Genomic DNA, 16,769 nt, shown 5'->3' on the forward strand with positions numbered 1-16,769 from the left:
CCGCATGACAGCCAAGCGAGAAGCGAAGCGGGATCGCGCATGACCCGGCTGGCTCAGACGATCGGCCTCACGGAGTTTCAAACCGAGGTCCTCGCCAACGTGCGCCAATTCGTGGACAAGGAGGTCATTCCGAACGCGCAGCAATTGGAGCATTCAGACACCTACCCGCAGCACATCGTCGATCGGATGAAGGCGATGGGCCTGTTCGGTCTGATGGTCCCGGAGGAGTACGGCGGGATCGGCGAATCCTTGCTGACCTACGCGCTGTGCGTTGAGGAGCTGGCCCGCGGCTGGATGAGTGTGTCCGGTGTGCTCAACACCCACTTCATCGTCGCGTACATGCTCCGCCAGCACGGCACCGAGGAGCAGAAGCAACGGTTCTTGCCGCGGATGGCGACCGGCGAGGTGCGCGGCGCCTTCTCGATGTCCGAGCCGGAGCTGGGTTCCGACGTTGCGGCCATCCGCACCAAGGCCGTTCGCAATCCGGGCGGCGGCTACGCCATCACCGGGCAGAAGATGTGGGTGACCAACGGCGGCAGCTCCACGCTGGTGGCGGCGTTGGTGAAGACCGACGAGGGAGCCGACAAGCCGCACCGCAACCTGACGGCGTTCCTGATCGAAAAGCCAACGGGCTTCGGCGAAGTGGCGCCAGGGCTGGTCATTCCCGGCAAGATCGACAAGCTCGGCTACAAGGGCATCGACACCACCGAGTTGATCTTCGACGGCTACCAGTGCAGCGACGATGACGTGCTCGGCAACGCGCCAGGGCAAGGCTTCTTCCAGATGATGGACGGCATCGAGGTCGGCAGGGTCAACGTCTCTGCCCGCGCGTGCGGCGTCGGCATCAGGGCGTTCGAGCTCGCCGTCCGGTACGCCCAGCAGCGCAGCACCTTCGGCAAGCCGATCGCCGACCACCAGGCCATCGCCTTCCAGCTCGCGGAGATGGCGACGAAGGTCGAGGCCGCCCATCTGATGATGGTCAACGCCGCACGGTTGAAGGACTCGGGGGAGCGCAACGACGTCGCGGCGGGGATGGCCAAATACCTTGCCAGCGAGTTTTGTTCGGAGGTGACCCAGCAGAGCTTCCGGATTCACGGCGGCTACGGCTACTCCAAGGAGTACGAGATCGAGCGACTCGTGCGCGACGCCCCGTTCCTGCTGATCGGTGAGGGCACCAGCGAAATCCAGAAGACCATCATCAGCAAGAGCCTCCTTCATGAGTATCGACTCTGACCCGGAGGGGCGAGCGAAGCGACGGGGGGAACCGGAGTTCGCCGCAAGGCCGCAGCTGTCCGACGACGTCGCGCGCTATGTCCGGCGGCGGATCTTCAACGGCACCTACCGGGCAGGGGAGTACCTGCGGCTGGACCAGCTCGCCGTCGAACTCGGCGTCAGCGTCACGCCCGTGCGGGAAGCGCTGTTGAACCTCTGCGCCGAGGGGCTGCTGATACAGCAGCCACGGCGAGGCTTCGTCGTGCTCGAGCTGACCGCGCGCGACATCGCCGACGTGGCGAACGTGCAGGCCTTCATCGGCGGTGAACTCGCCGCGCGGGCCGCGGAGAACATCAGCGACGAGCAACTGGCCGCCCTTCGCGGAATCCAGGACGAGCTGGAGCGGGCCTATGAGCAGGACGACCTGGAGCGCACCGTCCGGCTCAACCACGAGTTCCACCGCACCATCAACGTGGCAGCGGACTCACCGAAGCTCACCCAGTTCATGTCGGGCATCACGCGATACGCCCCCGAGTCGGTGTTCCCGACGGTGAGCGGCTGGCCGAAGCTGTCGATCAGGGACCACCGTCGCGTGATCGCCGCGTTCGAGCGCAGGGATGCCAATCGGGCCAGGATGGCGATGGCCGAGCACTTCACGGTCGGCGTCGCGCCACTCACCGACCATCTGATCGAGCGGGGCGTGATCGCAGATGCGGATGCGCCTGCTCAGTCGGAGGCCGCAGGTGGTTCCTAAGCGTTCGGATTGTCATCGCGGTCGTGCCTCGGCAATTTCGACGGCCCTCAGTGCAATATCAACGCCGCAACCGGCTCCTGGCTCGTCACGCTCGGCTATCGTGCTGAGAATGAAGCGTTCGATTGCCGGTGTCATTGCAGCTCTGGCCTGCGCCGCGGGCGCCGCAGTGGTGACGGCAGCACCAGCTCAGGCCGATGACATCGGGTACATCATCAACGTGACCCTGAGGCCGGGGTACAACTTCGCGAATGCGCAGGCGGCGCTCGACTACGGCCACGGCCTCTGCGACCGCATCGGCCAGAAACAGAGCTACGCCGATCTGGCGTCCTCGATCAGGTCCGACTTCAACACGTCCGACGAGTTCCAGATCTCTTATCTGCTCAGCCAGGCGACTCAGGAGCTGTGCCCTGCCCAGATCTGGCAGTTGCGGCAGTCCGCGGCGGGCTATCGCGTACCTGCTTGACCGAGGTCTGAGCGCTCGGATTCAGCGCGCCGCCTTGCGGCGTTGCGACGGAGCCGCCTTGGTCGATGCCTGCTCGATCAGCCGCTCGGCATGATCGAGGATGCAGTCGAGGCCGTACTCGAAGTTCTTGTCGTCGGGGGCACCGATCCGGTGGCTCTCATCGCTCAGCCTGGCCAGCAGCGGCGTCGTCTCGGGCGCGAGGACCATTTTCTCCTCGAAGCCGCCGGATCCGCCGTCGGACGACCGGTTCTTGTCGTACAGGCGCTGCAGCACAACGGATCCGCGCACGTGCACCGACACCGCGGAGTACGTGTCGAAGGCGTCCTCGGGTGACAGGCCCGCCTCGACCAGGCTCTCGATCGCCTTCTCCACCGCGGCGGCGCCGAGCTTGGCCGCGCGTGGGCTCAGCGCCGAACGGATGAGGATCAGGTCGCACAGAATCGGGTTGCCCAGGAACGCCTTTCGTACGCTGCGCGCGTGGTTGCGCAACGTCTCGCGCCAATCCTTGGCTTCCACGTACGGCGTGGCGAACACGTACTGCTTCAACGCCCGGTCGGTCATCGCGTTGAGGAGTTCGTCCTTCTTGCGGAAGTACCAGTAGATGCTCGTCACGCCCACGCCGAGATGCTTGCCAAGCAACGGCATGCTGACGTTGTCTATGCCGAGTTCCTCGGCGAGTTCGAAGGCGCCCTTGATGATGTCGTCGGGGTTGATCGAGCCGCGTTCGCGACGTTGTCGCTTTTCGGCGGTCGCCGGCTTGGCCACGAGGACACCTCCGTCAAGATCACTACCCCTGGCACCGCACCCGTACGGGATGGGCCAACTCAATCTACCGGCAGCGGGCGCCTGGGCCCTGGAAGTGCTGGTCACGGGGTCGCGTCGTTCCCCGCTCGGAGACTACTGAAATACCCATAGTAAGTTTCTCCGGGTAGGGGAATCGACGACCGACAGTGAACAGGTTGGGACGGAACCAAGTGGCCGACGAAATTCTGACGGAGCGCCAAGGGCGGACTCTCGTCATCACCATCAATCGCCCGGAAGCGCGCAACGCATTCAACTTGGCCGTGACCAAGGGGCTCGCGGATGCCATGGACGAACTCGACGCGACACCCGAGTTGTCGGTCGCGATCGTCACCGGGGCAGGCGGCAACTTCTGCGCAGGCATGGATCTGAAGGCATTCGTGGCCGGGGAGAACGTCTCGATCCCTGGCCGCGGAATCGGATTCACCGAGCAACCGCCCCGCAAACCGGTCATCGCTGCCGTCGAGGGCTATGCGCTCGCAGGCGGTACCGAGATCGTCTTGGCGACCGACCTGGTGGTGGCGGCCAAGAACGCGAAGTTCGGTATCCCCGAGGTGAAGCGCGGCCTGGTGGCCGCGGGTGGTGGTCTGCTCCGGCTGCCCCATCGCATCCCGTACCAGAAGGCTCTCGAGCTGGCACTCACGGGCGACAACTTCACCGCCGAGGAGGCGTGCGCCTGGGGCTTCGTCAACGTGCTCACCGAGCCGGGCGGGGCGCTGGCCGGCGCACTCGCCCTCGCCGAGCGCATCACGAAGAACGGGCCGCTTGCGGTCGCGGCGACCAAGGAGATCATCGTGAAGTCGGCGGGCTGGAGCGAGGACGAGATGTGGCGCAAGCAAAGCGAACTCATCCGGCCGGTGTTCTCGTCCAAGGATGCGATCGAAGGTGCCACGGCGTTCGCCGAGAAGCGCGCACCCAATTGGACCGGTTCCTGACGGGATTCCGACGGGATCAGGGCTGGTGGGCGATCAGCTTGATCATCAGGCCGTTGGCCTCGCTCAGCACGGTGCCGTCGGCATCGGTCATGGTCGCCGTGACGAACGCCTTGCGGCCGTCGATTCGATCGATGCGGCCGCGGCTGATCAGAGGGGTGTCGATCGGGGTGACGGCGCGGTAGTCGACGTGCAGATAGCCGGTGCGACTGATGGGCCGTCCCGCGGCCGACACGATCATGCCGAAGTGCCAGTCGTAGAGCAGCGGTATCACCCCGCCGTGCACCGCCATGTTGCCGCCGACGTGATACCTGCTGAAGTGCCCCTCCATCGTCACTCCCTCCGCATCGAACGCCGTGATCGTCCACGGCGGCATCAGCGGGTGACCAAGGCCGGGTAGCTTGACGGCGCGGCCCGCGGGGGCCTGACCATCGGGCACCTGGTGGGGTTCGAGTGCAGCGCAGGCACTTTCGATAGCGTCCGTCGCGGTGTTCCACGTCTCGCCGTCGGGTTTGGTCGATACGGCCAGGTCCTGCAGGCGGCGTACCGCCGTGGCGAACCGCTCCAATTCCGGCGGAGCGTCAACCGGTATGAGCTCCGGGAAGCCGCGGGTCTCGGCCACGTGCGTGTCTCTTCTCGTCGATCCGAAGTTATGGAAGACTCTACAGTAGGGATTTCTGGATGGGAGCCTGCGAGTGAAGGACCGGGTGCTGGACGAGCTGGGCTACTACCTGTTGGCCGGCGCGGGCGGCGAGGGCCCCGCCGGTTTGATGGACGAGGCGCGACGCGGTGAGGAGCTCGGCTTCGGCACCGCGTTCATCTCAGAGCGATGGAACGTCAAGGAGGCGTCGTCATTGGTCGGTGCGGCCTGCGCGGTCACCAGCCGCATGCAGATCGCCACCGCCGCAACCAATCACAACACCCGCCATCCGCTGATCACCGGATCGTGGGCCACCACCATGCACCGGCTGTCGAAGGGCCGATTCACCCTCGGGATCGGCCGCGGGATCGCCGCCGTGTACGGGGCATTCGGCGTGCCGCCGGTCACCACCGCGCAGATGGAGGACTTCGCCAAGGTCATGCGAAGGCTCTGGCACGGGGAGCTGATCTATGGCCATGACGGGCCGATCGGGAAGTATCAGTTGCTCTATCTGGACCCGGACTTCAACGAGGACATCCGCCTGGCGATCATGGCGTTCGGTCCCAAGACCCTCGCGCTCGGCGGGCGTGAGTTCGACGACGTCATCCTGCACACCTACTTCACGCGGGAGACGCTGCAGCGCGCCGTCAAGACCGTCAAGGACGCCGCCGAGCAAGCGGGCCGCAACCCAGACGACGTGAAGGTCTGGTCATGTTTCGCCACGATCGGCGATCACCTGCCCGAGGCGTTGCGGCTGAAGAAGACGGTCGCCCGCCTTACCACCTACCTGCAGGGCTACGGCGACCTCATGGTCAACACCAACGGGTGGGATCCCGCTGTGCTGCAACGCTTCCGGGAGGACCCGGTGGTGACGTCCATCCCCGGCGGCATCGACCACAAGGCTACCGCCGCGCAGATCGAGCACATCGCCACCCTGATCCCCGACGAGTGGCTCGAACCGTCGGCGACGGGCTCTGCCCAACAGTGCGTCGACCGCGTCCGCAAGGAATTCGACTACGGCGCCGATGCGGTGATCATGCACGGAGCCACGCCGGACGAACTCGCGCCGATCGTCGAGGTCTACCGCAGCACCGCCGGTTAGAGCGTGTCGTCGAGCTGCCCGAGCCGTTCGGTCAGGCGCAGGTTCTCCGAGTAGTCGACGGGGCACGCGATGATCGACACACCGTCGTCGGCGAGGGCCGTGCGCAGGGTTGGCAGGAGTTCGTCGGCGGCGGAGATTCGGTATCCCTTGGCGCCGAAGCTCTCTGCGTACTTGACCACGTCGGGATTGGTGAAGCCGACGTAGTAGTGATCACCGAGTTCGAGATCCATCTTCCATTCGATCAGGCCGTACCCGCCGTCCTCCCAGATCAGCACCACCAGGGGAATCCGCTCGCGGACCGCGGTCTCGATCTCCTGGCTGTTCATCAGGAAGGCGCCGTCGCCCATCACCGCGAGCACCTTCGAGTCGGGTTGCGCCAGCTGCACCCCCAACGCCCCAGGAAGGGAGAAGGCCATGGTGGACAAGCCATTCGAGATCAGGCAGGTATTGCGCTCGTAGGTCGGGTACAGGCGGGCCATCCACATCTTCGCCGCACCCGTGTCGACAAGCACGACGTCACTGCGGTCCAGTGCCGCCCTGGTGTCGGCGACGATCCGCTGCGGCGCGAGGGGGAAGCTCGAGTCCCGTTGTCCACGAGCGAATTCCTCCGCGAGCAGACCCGCGCCGGGGGCGGCGACTTCGATGTCGAATTGGTGTCCCGCCATCGATTCGCGCACGGCGTCGAGGGACTCGCTGATGTCGCCGATGATGCCGACGTCGACCGGGTAGTGCACGTCCACTTCGGCGGGGAAGCGGTGGATGTGGATGATCCGCTTGTCGGAGTCGGGGTTGATGCGGACCGGGTCGAACTCCTGAAGTTCGTAGCCGACCGCGATGATCAGGTCGGCGTCGTCGAAACCGAAGTTGACGTAGTCGTGGCGCATGAAGCCGATCGTTCCCATGCTGTTGGGATGGTCGTCGGGCATGACCCCCTTGCCGTGGAACGTGTTGGCGACCCGCACACCGAGCTCCTCGGACAGGCGTACCAGCGCCGCGGTCGCGTCGGCGCGGGCCGCGCCATGGCCTGCCAGGATGACCGGCCGCTTCGCCGAACGTAGGAGATCGACGGCACGGACGACCTGGCGGGGCGACGGCGCCTCGGGCTGAACCACGTTGCGGGGCAGGGGTTTGAGGTCGTAGTCGGCCTCGTCGGCGTCGATGTGCTCTGGCACGGCCAGATACACCGCAGCCGGGCGTTCGGTCTCCGCGAGCTTGAACGCCTTGCGGAACATCTCGGGGATCGCCGCCGTCGTGGGGACGCCATCGGACCAGCGGGTGATCGGAGCGAACATCGACACCAGGTCGACGTACTGGTGGGACTCCTTGTACTCGCGGTCCTGTCCGACCTGGGCCGAGATCGCCACCAGTGGGGTGCTGTTGGTGGTCGCGTCGGCGACACCGAGCTGCATGTTGATGGCACCGGGTCCGAGCGTCGCCGACACCACGGCGGCACGGCCGGTCACCCGGCCGTACATCTCGGCCATGAACGCCGCGGCCTGCTCGTGGCGGGTCAGTACGTACCTGATCTGCGACGATGCCGCCAGCGCCTGGACGAAGTGGATGTTCTCCTCGCCGGGTATGCCGAAGACCAGGGAAACACCCTCTGCCTCAAGGCAGTTGACCATCAGTTGTGCCGCCGTGCTCATCGTCGTCGTCCTCCGGCTCAGGCGTCCGGGGGCTCCGGGGTGTCGCCATCGTGGAACACCAGGCTATCGAACCGTCGGGTGACGGCCTACGGCGCCGGCAACGCCTCGGCGCTACCCGCGCGCCGCCACACCAGGGTGCTGTGCCTGGTCACGCCCGCGTTGTCGGTCATCGTCGCTGACAGCGTCAAGAGGTCTCCGTCCACTCTCGCCTGCCGGAACTGGGGACGGGCCAACAGTTCCGGCACCATCGACATGGTGACGTCGTGGTACAGGGTCGACGTCGCTTCGTTCACCTCGAAGCGGCCGCCGTAAGCGATGTAGCGGCCCATGTCCGAGTCGGCCAGCTGTGCCGACATGTGGCCGTCGTCGGTGTAGAGGATCAGCCCGCGGGGTGCGGTGCCAAGCGGATGGCGGACGCGGCCGGTGGCTGCGTTGCGGGCCGTGAACGACACCAACTGCCAGGCGCCAAGGATGCGGTCGCGCAGTGTCTGGCTCACGGCATGATGACCGTGCGGGTGATGGGTTCCGCGGCGACCTGTCTGCCGAACAGCCCTCGCTGTAGGGCTGCCAGCAACGCGTCGCGGGTCTCGCGCGGATCGATCAGCTCGTCGAACCCGAAGCGCTCGGCCGACCGGTACGACGCCTCGAGCTCGGCGTCGCGCAGATTGGCGCTGAGATCCTCTGCGGCATTCGATGCACGGCTCAACGCCGCTGCGCTCATGGCGCCCATCGTCGCGCCTGGGTAGGCGAACGTCGCCACTTGATCGTCGAAGCCGAGCATGGACATCACCATCGATCCGAAGCCGTAGGCCTTGCGCAGGGTGAGGTGCAGTTTCAACGTGGTGGCGGCAGTCTGGGCGGCGAACATCCTTGCACCAGCGCGCAATACACCGCTGCGCTCGGAGCGGCTGCCCGGCAGCATGCCCGGGTTGTCGGCAAGGAACACGATCGGCAGGTGAAACGAGTCGGCGACCATGATGAAGTGCGCGGCCTTGTCGGCGGCGTCGGCGTCGATCGAGCCGGCCGACACGTTCGGCTGGTTTGCCACCACCGCGATGGGGTGTCCGCCGAGGTGAGCCAGCGCGCAGATGATCGCCCGGCCGAACCGCGGTTGCACCTCGAACCAGTCGGGCCGGTCGAGCATCACGTCGAGCACGGCCCGCATGTCGTAGATCCGCCGGTTGTCCCGGAAGACGATGTCGAGCAACTCCGGGGTGGGCCGCGGCGCCGCGGTCTCGTCGGCGGGCAGCTGCGTGGGGTATGACCACGCACTCGGCGGGAAGTAGGAGAGGTACCGGCGGACGTCGTCGATCACCGCCTCGTCGTCCTCGGCGACGTTGTGGATCACCCCGCTGGCGAGGGCGACGGCGGGGCCGCCGAGGTCCTCCTTCGAGACGTCCTCACCCGTCGACTCCTTCACCACGGGCGGGCCTGCGGCGAAGATCGCGCCGTGGCTGCTCATGATCCTGAAGTCCGACACGGGAGCGACCAGAGCGCCGTGGCCCGCCGACGGGCCGAGGACGGCGGCGACCGTTGGCACCCGGCCCGAGCACTTGGCCTGAGCGATCAGGTCGGTGGGGGAGCGCCCGTAGTGTTCCCCCGTGGGCCGAAAGCCTGCGCCCTCCAGCAGCATCACCAGCGGAATTCGGTCCCGCACAGCCAGTTCGGCGATGCGGTAGCGTTTGGCGTTGCCACCGGGCCCGATCGTGCCGGCCAGTGTGGTGAAGTCCTCGGCGCCCACCATGACGGGTGTTCCGTTGAGCAGTCCGGAGCCGACGACGATGCCGTCGGCGGCGACCTCGCCGCCGACCAGGGTGCCGATCTCGTGGAACGATCCCTCGTCCAGCAGCCGGTCGATCCGCGCCCGCACGTCGAGCTTGCCCGTGTCGCGATGCTTGCTGACGCGCTCCGCGCCACCCATCGCCAACGCACGTCGACGCCGTCGCTCGAGATCGTCGAGCGTGCCTTGCCAATCTTGGGCGTCGGTCATGCGATCGAGTGGCTCAGCAGCACCGGCTCTGCGGGTTCTCCTCGGTGGCCGCGTGACGCATCCGCCAGTAATCCCGCTCCGACATCCCGGCCTCGCCGGGGTGGGTGCGGTTGCGAAGGTCGACGTAGCGCCGATAGTGGTTGTCGCCCATCAATGTGCCCCAGTACCAACTGATCTTGTGTGCAACGCTGGTAACGCTTCCCATTGCTTGGTCACCTCCTTCTCAGCGGCAGTCGGGATCAAGCCCGACGGTGCGAAGATTCGGGACGGCGTCGGGTCGTCCTCGCTGAGTGGCCGTCCTGCGCCCCGGATCGCCTTCAACGCCATGACGACCCCGGCCACGACCACGATGCACACCAGGACGGAGAACACGATCGACAAGGTGCCCTGGATGAACGTGTTGCGGATGACGGCATCGATCTGGCCGATGTTCTTGGCTGCTCCGAACGTCGTCTTGCCTGCGTCCTTGGCGTCGACGTACTGGGCGTGCTGCGACCAGTAGCCCACCTTCGGGTCTGCGGAGAAGATCTTCTGCCACGACGCCGTCATCGTCACCGTCAGATCCCACAAGAGTGGAATACCGGGAATCCAGGCCCATTTCAGCAGACCGCGTTTGATCACCACCACGGTGACGACCGTCAGCGCGATCGCGGCGAGCAGCTGGTTGGCGATGCCGAACAGCGGGAACAGCGTGTTGATGCCGCCGAGTGGATCGGTGACGCCCATCAGAAGGATGCTGCCCCACGCGGCGACCACGATGATGCTGCACGCCCACGCGCCGACCCGCCAGCTCGGATTGCGCAACTTCTTCAGCGGCCCACCGAGATTGGCAAGGCCGTCCGAGAGCATGAAGCGCGCCACGCGGGTGCCCGCGTCGACGGTGGTGAGGATGAACAGCGCCTCGAACATGATCGCGAAGTGGTACCAGAACGCCTTGAGTCCCGTGCCGCCGAACACCGTGTGCAACACCTCGGACATGCCGAACGCCAGCGTCGGTGCGCCGCCGGTGCGCGACACGATCGTCTTCTCGCCCACGCTCGTTGCGGCTTCGGTGATCTCGGCGCCGGTGACCGGAGCGCCCGACAGGCCGAGGCCGTTGACGTAGTCGGCCGCCGTCTGCGCGGTGGTACCCGTCTGGGCGGCGGGCGCATTCATCGCGAAGTACAGGTGCTGGTTGAGGATGGCCGCGGTGATGAGCGCCATGATCGCGACGAACGACTCGGTGAGCATGCCGCCGTAGCCGATCAGCCGCATCTGGCTTTCCTTCTCGAGCAGCTTGGGCGTGGTGCCCGAGGAGATCAGCGAGTGGAAACCGGACAGCGCGCCGCAGGCGATGGTGATGAACAGGAACGGGAACAGCGAGCCCGCGAACACTGGTCCCGTTCCACTGGACGCGAACGACGAGACGGCGGGCGCCTCCATGATGGGCTGCGCCACCAGGATGCCGATGGCCAGCAAGATGATGGTGCCGACCTTCATGAACGTCGACAGGTAGTCCCGGGGCGCCAACAGGAGCCACACCGGAAGCACCGACGCGGCCAAACCGTAGACGATGATGCACCACGACAGGGCGACCTTCGACAGCGTGAACCAGTCGGCGCCCCATGCCGATTCGGCGACCCAGCCGCCGGAGATCACTGCCAGTAACAGCAGCACGACGCCGATCAGGGACACCTCGGACACCCGTCCGGGCCGCAGGTATCTCAGGTAGAACCCCATGAAGACGGCGATCGGAATGGTCATCGCGATCGAGAAGACGCCCCACGGGCTCTCGGCGAGCGCGTTGACGACGACCAACGCCAGGACGGCCAGCAGGATGACCATGATGACCAGCACGCCGACGATCGCGGCGACACCGCCCGTCGTGCCCAGCTCGTCGCGCGCCATCTGCCCGAGCGAGCGGCCACGACGGCGCACCGAGATCGACAGCACCAGGTAGTCCTGCACGCAGCCGGCGAACACCGCGCCGACGATGATCCAGATGGTGCCGGGCAGGTAGCCCATCTGCATGGCCAGTACCGGCCCAACCAGCGGGCCCGCACCGGCGATGGCGGCGAAGTGATGGCCGAACAACACCCGCCGGTCGGTCGGCATGTAGTCGGTGGCGTTCTCGAACACCTCGGCGGGCGTGGCGTCCTCGTCGCGCGGCTTGACGATCTTCATCTCGATCAGCCGCGCGTAGAACCGGTATCCGATGAGGTAGGTGCAGACGGCCGCGATGACGAACCAGACCGCGTTCACCGTCTCCCCACGGAAGAACGCGATCATCGCCCAGGCGATCGCACCCAGCAGGGCGATGACGCCGAACACGATCTTGTGCTTGGTGGTGATCGGGGACCGGTCGATGATCGCCACCGGCGGCAGGTCGGGGTCCGTCCGGACGTAGGTGATGTCGCCGACGGTCTCCTCCGAGCGCTCCGCAGCGGTAGGACCAGAAGATGAAGCCATGCTCCGATCCTTTCATCGCGTGCCGCGGCGGTTGGCGAAACGGGGGCTTTGGGTGCGCACGCTGACCACGACGTTGTCCCCCCCGCAGCCCGGCAAACGGTTAATGTTCTGCGCAAGCAGATCACTAGCGCGAGCGGAAGCACATGTCGCTGCGAAATTCATCCCGATACGCAGGCGCGGCACCGTGCTTCGCGTCTTGCCGTAGCCACGTCGACCAAGCCTCTGATCTCGATGGCCTCTGATCCCGTGAGCGGGCACGCCGAGGCTCGGGCGGTTGCCGACTTCCTGGCCTCCGCGTCCCGGCGGCCGTCGGCGCTGGTGGTGGAGGGTGAGCCGGGCATCGGCAAGACCACCCTGTGGTCGGCCATCGTGGAGCAGGCCCGTGAGCGTGGGTTCCGCGTCTTGTCGGCCCGGCCGGCGGCAGCGGAGTCGGTGATGGCATACGCCTCGTTGGCCGACCTGTTGGGCGACGTCGACGAGGCCGCCATTGCGCGCCTGCCATACCCGCAGCAGCACGCGATCGATCGGGTCCTGCTGAGGGCCGAAGGAACGGAGCCCACGGATCAGCGCGCGGTGGCGGCGGGCCTCCTCTCGGTGGTCGAGGGCCTCGCCGACGAGACGCCGATGCTGCTGGCGGTCGACGACCTGCAGTGGCTCGATCCGTCAAGCGCACGCGCCCTCGCGTTCGTGGCACGGCGGCTCTCGGCGCCGGTGGGTGTACTCGGCGCGGTCCGCACCGATCCGGATGACGGCAGTCCTGCGTCCTGGCTGCAGTTGCCGACTGCTGACTGGGTCGAGCGGATTCGGTTGCGTCCGTTGGCCGTTGGCGGTTTGCATGCCGTGGTGTCCGAGCGGCTTGGACGGTCCTTTCCGCGGCCGACGATGGTGCGCATCCAGGAGGTCTCGGGAGGCAATCCGTTCTATGCCCTCGAGCTGGCGCGGGCGATCGCCGATGGCGCAACGGATGCCGACGGGTCGTTGCCGGGCACGCTCGCCGAGTTGGTGCGGGCCAGGGTCGGCGTCCTCGACGAGGACGTTCACGAGGTGTTGCTTGCGGTGGCGTGTGCAGGCGCGCCGACGGTGGAGCTGCTGGCGCGCGTCGCGAGCACCGACGCGGCAAGGGTTGACGAACTCCTTGGGGATGCTGAGCGCAAGGGCATCGTCGGGATCGACGGCAACCGGGTGCGTTTCACCCATCCGTTGTTGGCCAAGGGTGTCTACACCGACGCCGCTCCGGCGCCGAGGCGGGCCATGCATCGGCGCTGGGCCGAGGTCGTCACCGAACCCGAGCAGGCGGCCCGGCACCTGGCCCTGGCGGCGACCAGCGGTGACCCCGTCACGTGGGCGTCTCTCGACGAGGCCGCCGAGATGGCGCGCCTGCGCGGCGCGCCCGCGGCGGCGGCCGAGCTGGTTGACCTGGCTGTGAGGCTCGGCGGTGATACGCCGCAGCGCCGGATCCGCTCGGCGAGCCATCATTTCGAGGCTGGAGATCCTGGGCGGGCCCGGACGATGCTCGAGAAGACCATCGAGGGCCTGACATCCGGGGCACTGCTCGCGGCAGCGCTGTATCTGCTGGCCATGGTGCGCTTGACAGACGACAGCTTTCTCGAGGCGGCCGGCTTGCTGGAGCGCGGACTGAGTGAGGCCGGTGAGGACTTGGCGATGCGGGTGCAGATGCTGCTCTCGTTGTGCTTCGCGCGGGGCAACGTCGGCGAGCTCGACGCCGCCGCCGAGAGCGCCGACGACGCGGTGGCCGACGCCAAGCGGCTTGGCCACCCACATCTGCTAAGCCAGGCGCTGGGCATGCAAGTCGTGGCTCACGTCGTGCGCGGCGACGGGCTTGATGAGCAGGCGTTGCGGCAGGCACTCGAGCTCGAGGACCCGAAGGCGCCCGTTCCTCTGCCCTTCCGTGCGAGTCTCCAGAACGCCGCGCTGCTGGCGTGGACCGGGCAACTCGACCGGGCCCATCACGAGTTCCTCGGCGTCCGTCACCGCTGCCTCGAATATGGGGAGGAGAACGAGCTGATGTTCCTCGCCTTCCACGGGGCGCTGATCGAAATCTGGCGAGGCGATTTCGCCGAAGCCACCGGGGTTGCCGAAGACGCCATGGAGCGCGCGAGGCTGCTCGGCGGTGACTTGCCACTGTTCATTGCTTTGACGATCAGGGCCGCGGTCGCCGCCTACGCCGGCCGGGTCGATGATGCTCGCTCCGATGCGATTGCGGCGCTCGAAGCAGGTCAGCGCAGCCATTCGACCACGATGTTGGTATGGCCGGACACCGTATTCGGTTTCCTCGAGGTGTCCCTGGGCAACTACGCCGCAGCGGTGACCGCGCTCGAGGAACAGATGGCAAGGCTTGGTGCCGCTCCGGACGGAACGGAGGTCATCGCCGCGTCGTTCGTGCCCGACGCCGTCGAGGCCCTCATTCAGCTGGGTCGGCTCGCGGAGGCCGAGCCACTGATCGAGCGGCTCGAACGCAACGGAGCCAGGCTCGACCGCGCCTGGATGCTGGCGGTCGGGGCGCGCGGCCGCGCCATGCTGTTGGCCGCCCGCGGCGACCTCGAAGGGGCCAGCCAGGTTGCGGTGCTGGCGATGGCGGAACACGCGCGGTTGCCGATGCCCTTCGAGCGCGCCCGCACCCAGCTGCTGCTCGGCCAGATTCAGCGTCGCCAACGCCGCAAGGAAGCTGCCGCCGAAACGCTGCGCGAAGCCCTAGCCGCATTCGAGGACATGGGTATCCCGCTGTGGGCCGATCGGGTCCGCGCCGAGCTGGCCCGCTGCGCCGTCGTCCCACGCCGGCCGACTGAGCTCAGCCCAGCCGAACAACGTGTCGCCGAGCTCGCCGCCTCCGGGATGACCAACCGTGACGTCGCCGCAGCGCTATTCATCAGTCCAAAAACGGTTGAGGTCAACCTTTCCCGCGTCTACCGCAAGCTCGGCATCCACTCGCGGGCCGAGCTCGGCCGTCACGTGGGCCAAACAGATCTGTAGGGAAACACCGGATTTCGTCGGTGTCGGGCGGGCCTAGCGTCGCGTCTGCGGTGGTCTTCGGTGTGCTGGCAGGCCGGGGTCCCGCTCGGCGGCTCAGCCTGGTCATCGACGTCCGCGCTAGCGCGTCAGTTGTAGGTAAACACCTGATTCTGCGCTGGCCCTTGGCTCAATAGCGTCAACGGGCGGGAGACCACACGGCCTTGCGGTACACGGATGATCCGAGGGGATTTCAGATGGCTACACATCGTCGGCGGGGTAATGGCTCTGGGGGGTCGCGCAAGGCGGGTCATCCGTGGCTGGCAACGGCGGTGGCGATCGGCGGGGCGGGTATCGCCTTGGCTGCTCCTGGCGCGGCGTTGTTGGCCACTCCCGCGGTGGCTCAGGCCGCGCCGCCGCCAGTGGTGGATCCGTTGTGTTCGCTGTTGGGGAGCTGCTCTTCGGGCGGCTTGGGGGCAAGCGTCGCTCATAACCTTGCTGATCCGCTCGGGTTGCCCACCGACCTATTCGGTTTCGCTGGTGCCATCCCGGTTCTCAATATCTTCATCGGCAACGGCGCTGACGGCACCGCACTGCATCCGGACGGCTTCAACGGCGGGTTGTTCTTCGGTAACGGCGGCAAGGGCTTCAGTCCGACCACTCCGGGGGCGAACGCGGGCAACGGAGGCAACGCCGGGATGTTCATCGGCAGCGGCGGCAGTGGTGGCGCCGGCGGTGCGGGCAACGCCACCACCGCGGGCGGACAGGGTGGCAACGGCGGCGCAGCCGCGATGTTCATCGGCAACGGTGGTGCCGGTGGTGCGGGCGGCGCCGGCGGTACCGGCGGTACCGGGGTGAATCCCACGACGACGAACACCGCCGCGGCGGGAACCGGGAACGGGGGCAACGGGGTCAACGGCTTCGGCTTCCAGAACGGCGGCGACGGCGCAAACTCCCAAGGGGATCCACTTGTCAGTATCCCTGGTGGCAATGGCGGCAGTGGTGGATTCCTCGGCGGTAACGGCGGCGACGGCGGCGACGGCGCAGACGTGTCGACGGTCTTCAACAGCAATGGCGGCGACGGCGGCGACGCCCTTGCCAATGGCGGCGACGGCGGTAACGGCGGTGCCGGCGGGAGTGGTGGACGCCCCGTCTTTGCTAATGGCGGTAGCGGCGGCGACGGTGCGGCCTCGACCGCGACCGCCGGCAATGGCACCGCGGGCGGCAACGGCGGCACCGGTGGTGCCGGCGGACTCATCGTCGGCAGCGGCGGTGGTGGCGGCGCGGGTGGCGTGGGCGGCCAGGGCGGCGCCGGCGCGGTCGGCGGCAGCGGTGGTACAGGCGGACAAGGCGGCGACGGCCCGGCTGGCGGTGGCGCCGGCGGCAGCGGTGGCAGCGGTGGCGAGGGCGAACGAGGCGGTGCCGGCGGTAACGGCGCCCCCGGTGGTAATGGCGGCACAGCCGGATCCGGCGGGCTGCTGCCTGTCCTGACCAGCAGCGGGACGCCCGGCGCTGGTGGCACCGGCGGCACCGGCGGCACCGGCGGTACCGGGGGCACTGGCGGCAGCGGGGGCACCGGCGGCACCGGCACCCTCGGCGCCGCCGACGGCAGCAACGGCACTGCGGGCACCGGCGGCACCGGCGCGGTCGGCGGCAGCGGGGGCGCTGGCGGCAAGAGCGGTAGCGGCACAACGGGCACGCCTGGCGGGTCCGGCGACTCCGGCTCCGGCGGCACCGGCACTAGTGGGGGGCCCGGCGGCAGCGGAGGTAGCGGCGGTAGCGGCGGCGCACCGTGACCGCCACGCGGTAGGGAC

Annotated in this window: 14 protein-coding genes; 7 read left to right on the top strand and 7 right to left on the bottom strand. The window is 67.5% G+C overall.

Features of this window, described 5'->3' with window-relative positions:
• Positions 1–39: 39 nt before the first annotated feature.
• The 3 genes from HNP02_RS37660 (at position 40) to HNP02_RS37670 (ending at position 2,429) form a co-directional block, all read left to right on the top strand.
• Positions 40–1,233 carry an acyl-CoA dehydrogenase family protein gene (locus tag HNP02_RS37660; RefSeq protein ID WP_184445755.1) on the top strand — a complete coding sequence of 398 codons (1,194 nt, stop codon included), beginning with the start codon at positions 40–42 and terminating at the stop codon, positions 1,231–1,233.
• Complete coding sequence (locus HNP02_RS37665; protein ID WP_184445756.1) at positions 1,217–1,966, top strand: GntR family transcriptional regulator; 750 nt, start codon at positions 1,217–1,219, stop codon at positions 1,964–1,966. The genes HNP02_RS37660 and HNP02_RS37665 overlap by 17 nt, the downstream gene beginning before the upstream one ends.
• A 109-nt stretch (positions 1,967–2,075) precedes the next feature.
• Positions 2,076–2,429: a DUF732 domain-containing protein gene (locus HNP02_RS37670; RefSeq protein ID WP_184445757.1), complete on the top strand. Its 354-nt coding sequence runs from the start codon at positions 2,076–2,078 to the stop codon at positions 2,427–2,429.
• A 21-nt stretch (positions 2,430–2,450) separates the two neighbouring features.
• Here the strand turns inward: HNP02_RS37670 and HNP02_RS37675 are convergent, their stop codons facing one another.
• Positions 2,451–3,194 (bottom strand): TetR family transcriptional regulator, encoded by a 744-nt coding sequence (locus HNP02_RS37675; RefSeq protein ID WP_184445758.1) that lies wholly within the window; start codon positions 3,192–3,194, stop codon positions 2,451–2,453.
• Between the two features lie 209 nt (positions 3,195–3,403).
• Between HNP02_RS37675 and HNP02_RS37680 the strand changes: the two genes are divergently transcribed.
• Positions 3,404–4,165 carry a crotonase/enoyl-CoA hydratase family protein gene (locus HNP02_RS37680; RefSeq protein WP_184445759.1) on the top strand — a complete coding sequence of 254 codons (762 nt, stop codon included), beginning with the start codon at positions 3,404–3,406 and terminating at the stop codon, positions 4,163–4,165.
• A gap of 16 nt (positions 4,166–4,181) precedes the next feature.
• Here HNP02_RS37680 and HNP02_RS37685 read toward each other — a convergent pair whose 3' ends face one another.
• On the bottom strand, positions 4,182–4,784 hold the full coding sequence (locus HNP02_RS37685) for a PaaI family thioesterase (RefSeq protein ID WP_184445760.1): 603 nt from the start codon (positions 4,782–4,784) through the stop codon (positions 4,182–4,184).
• A gap of 73 nt (positions 4,785–4,857) precedes the next feature.
• Here HNP02_RS37685 and HNP02_RS37690 point away from each other — a divergent pair, with 73 nt between their 5' ends.
• Positions 4,858–5,904, top strand: coding sequence for a TIGR03857 family LLM class F420-dependent oxidoreductase (locus tag HNP02_RS37690; RefSeq protein WP_184445761.1), 1,047 nt, complete (start codon positions 4,858–4,860; stop codon positions 5,902–5,904).
• On the opposite strand, the gene HNP02_RS37695 is transcribed toward HNP02_RS37690, so the two are convergent.
• The 5 genes from HNP02_RS37695 to HNP02_RS37715 all read right to left on the bottom strand — a co-directional run bounded on the left by HNP02_RS37695 (position 5,901) and on the right by HNP02_RS37715 (position 11,988).
• Positions 5,901–7,550 carry an acetolactate synthase large subunit gene (locus HNP02_RS37695; RefSeq protein ID WP_184445762.1) on the bottom strand — a complete coding sequence of 550 codons (1,650 nt, stop codon included), beginning with the start codon at positions 7,548–7,550 and terminating at the stop codon, positions 5,901–5,903. The two genes, HNP02_RS37690 and HNP02_RS37695, sit on opposite strands and share 4 nt — an antisense overlap.
• 86 nt (positions 7,551–7,636) lie before the next feature.
• Positions 7,637–8,047 (bottom strand): lipocalin-like domain-containing protein, encoded by a 411-nt coding sequence (locus HNP02_RS37700; protein ID WP_184445763.1) that lies wholly within the window; start codon positions 8,045–8,047, stop codon positions 7,637–7,639.
• Entirely contained in the window at positions 8,044–9,540 is a 1,497-nt protein-coding gene (locus HNP02_RS37705; RefSeq protein ID WP_184445764.1) for an acyl-CoA carboxylase subunit beta, read from the bottom strand. Before HNP02_RS37705 ends, HNP02_RS37700 begins: the two co-directional genes overlap by 4 nt.
• Positions 9,541–9,553: 13 nt before the next feature.
• Positions 9,554–9,691 (bottom strand): YbdD/YjiX family protein, encoded by a 138-nt coding sequence (locus HNP02_RS37710; protein WP_309241839.1) that lies wholly within the window; start codon positions 9,689–9,691, stop codon positions 9,554–9,556.
• Entirely contained in the window at positions 9,691–11,988 is a 2,298-nt protein-coding gene (locus tag HNP02_RS37715) for a carbon starvation CstA family protein (RefSeq protein ID WP_184445766.1), read from the bottom strand. Before HNP02_RS37715 ends, HNP02_RS37710 begins: the two co-directional genes overlap by 1 nt.
• Before the next feature lie 231 nt (positions 11,989–12,219).
• Here HNP02_RS37715 and HNP02_RS37720 point away from each other — a divergent pair, with 231 nt between their 5' ends.
• Together HNP02_RS37720 and HNP02_RS43595 are read left to right on the top strand one after the other, a co-directional pair.
• On the top strand, positions 12,220–14,979 hold the full coding sequence (locus tag HNP02_RS37720; RefSeq protein ID WP_184445767.1) for a LuxR family transcriptional regulator: 2,760 nt from the start codon (positions 12,220–12,222) through the stop codon (positions 14,977–14,979).
• A gap of 233 nt (positions 14,980–15,212) precedes the next feature.
• Complete coding sequence (locus HNP02_RS43595) at positions 15,213–16,751, top strand: PGRS repeat-containing protein (protein ID WP_221318451.1); 1,539 nt, start codon at positions 15,213–15,215, stop codon at positions 16,749–16,751.
• The last annotated feature ends 18 nt before the right edge of the window (positions 16,752–16,769 follow it).

Origin of the sequence: Mycobacterium sp. AZCC_0083 (genome assembly GCF_014202335.1) — a bacterium.
Lineage (GTDB): Bacteria > Actinomycetota > Actinomycetes > Mycobacteriales > Mycobacteriaceae > Mycobacterium.

Coding starts and splice junctions, on each gene's coding strand:
- HNP02_RS37660 (WP_184445755.1), top strand. CDS start 40: ATGACCCGGCTGGCTCAGACGATCGGCCTCACGGAGTTTCAAACCGAG.
- HNP02_RS37665 (WP_184445756.1), top strand. CDS start 1,217: ATGAGTATCGACTCTGACCCGGAGGGGCGAGCGAAGCGACGGGGGGAA.
- HNP02_RS37670 (WP_184445757.1), top strand. CDS start 2,076: ATGAAGCGTTCGATTGCCGGTGTCATTGCAGCTCTGGCCTGCGCCGCG.
- HNP02_RS37695 (WP_184445762.1), bottom strand. CDS start 7,550: ATGAGCACGGCGGCACAACTGATGGTCAACTGCCTTGAGGCAGAGGGT.
- HNP02_RS37705 (WP_184445764.1), bottom strand. CDS start 9,540: ATGACCGACGCCCAAGATTGGCAAGGCACGCTCGACGATCTCGAGCGA.
- HNP02_RS37710 (WP_309241839.1), bottom strand. CDS start 9,691: ATGGGCGACAACCACTATCGGCGCTACGTCGACCTTCGCAACCGCACC.
- HNP02_RS37715 (WP_184445766.1), bottom strand. CDS start 11,988: ATGGCTTCATCTTCTGGTCCTACCGCTGCGGAGCGCTCGGAGGAGACC.
- HNP02_RS37720 (WP_184445767.1), top strand. CDS start 12,220: ATGGCCTCTGATCCCGTGAGCGGGCACGCCGAGGCTCGGGCGGTTGCC.
- HNP02_RS43595 (WP_221318451.1), top strand. CDS start 15,213: ATGGCTACACATCGTCGGCGGGGTAATGGCTCTGGGGGGTCGCGCAAG.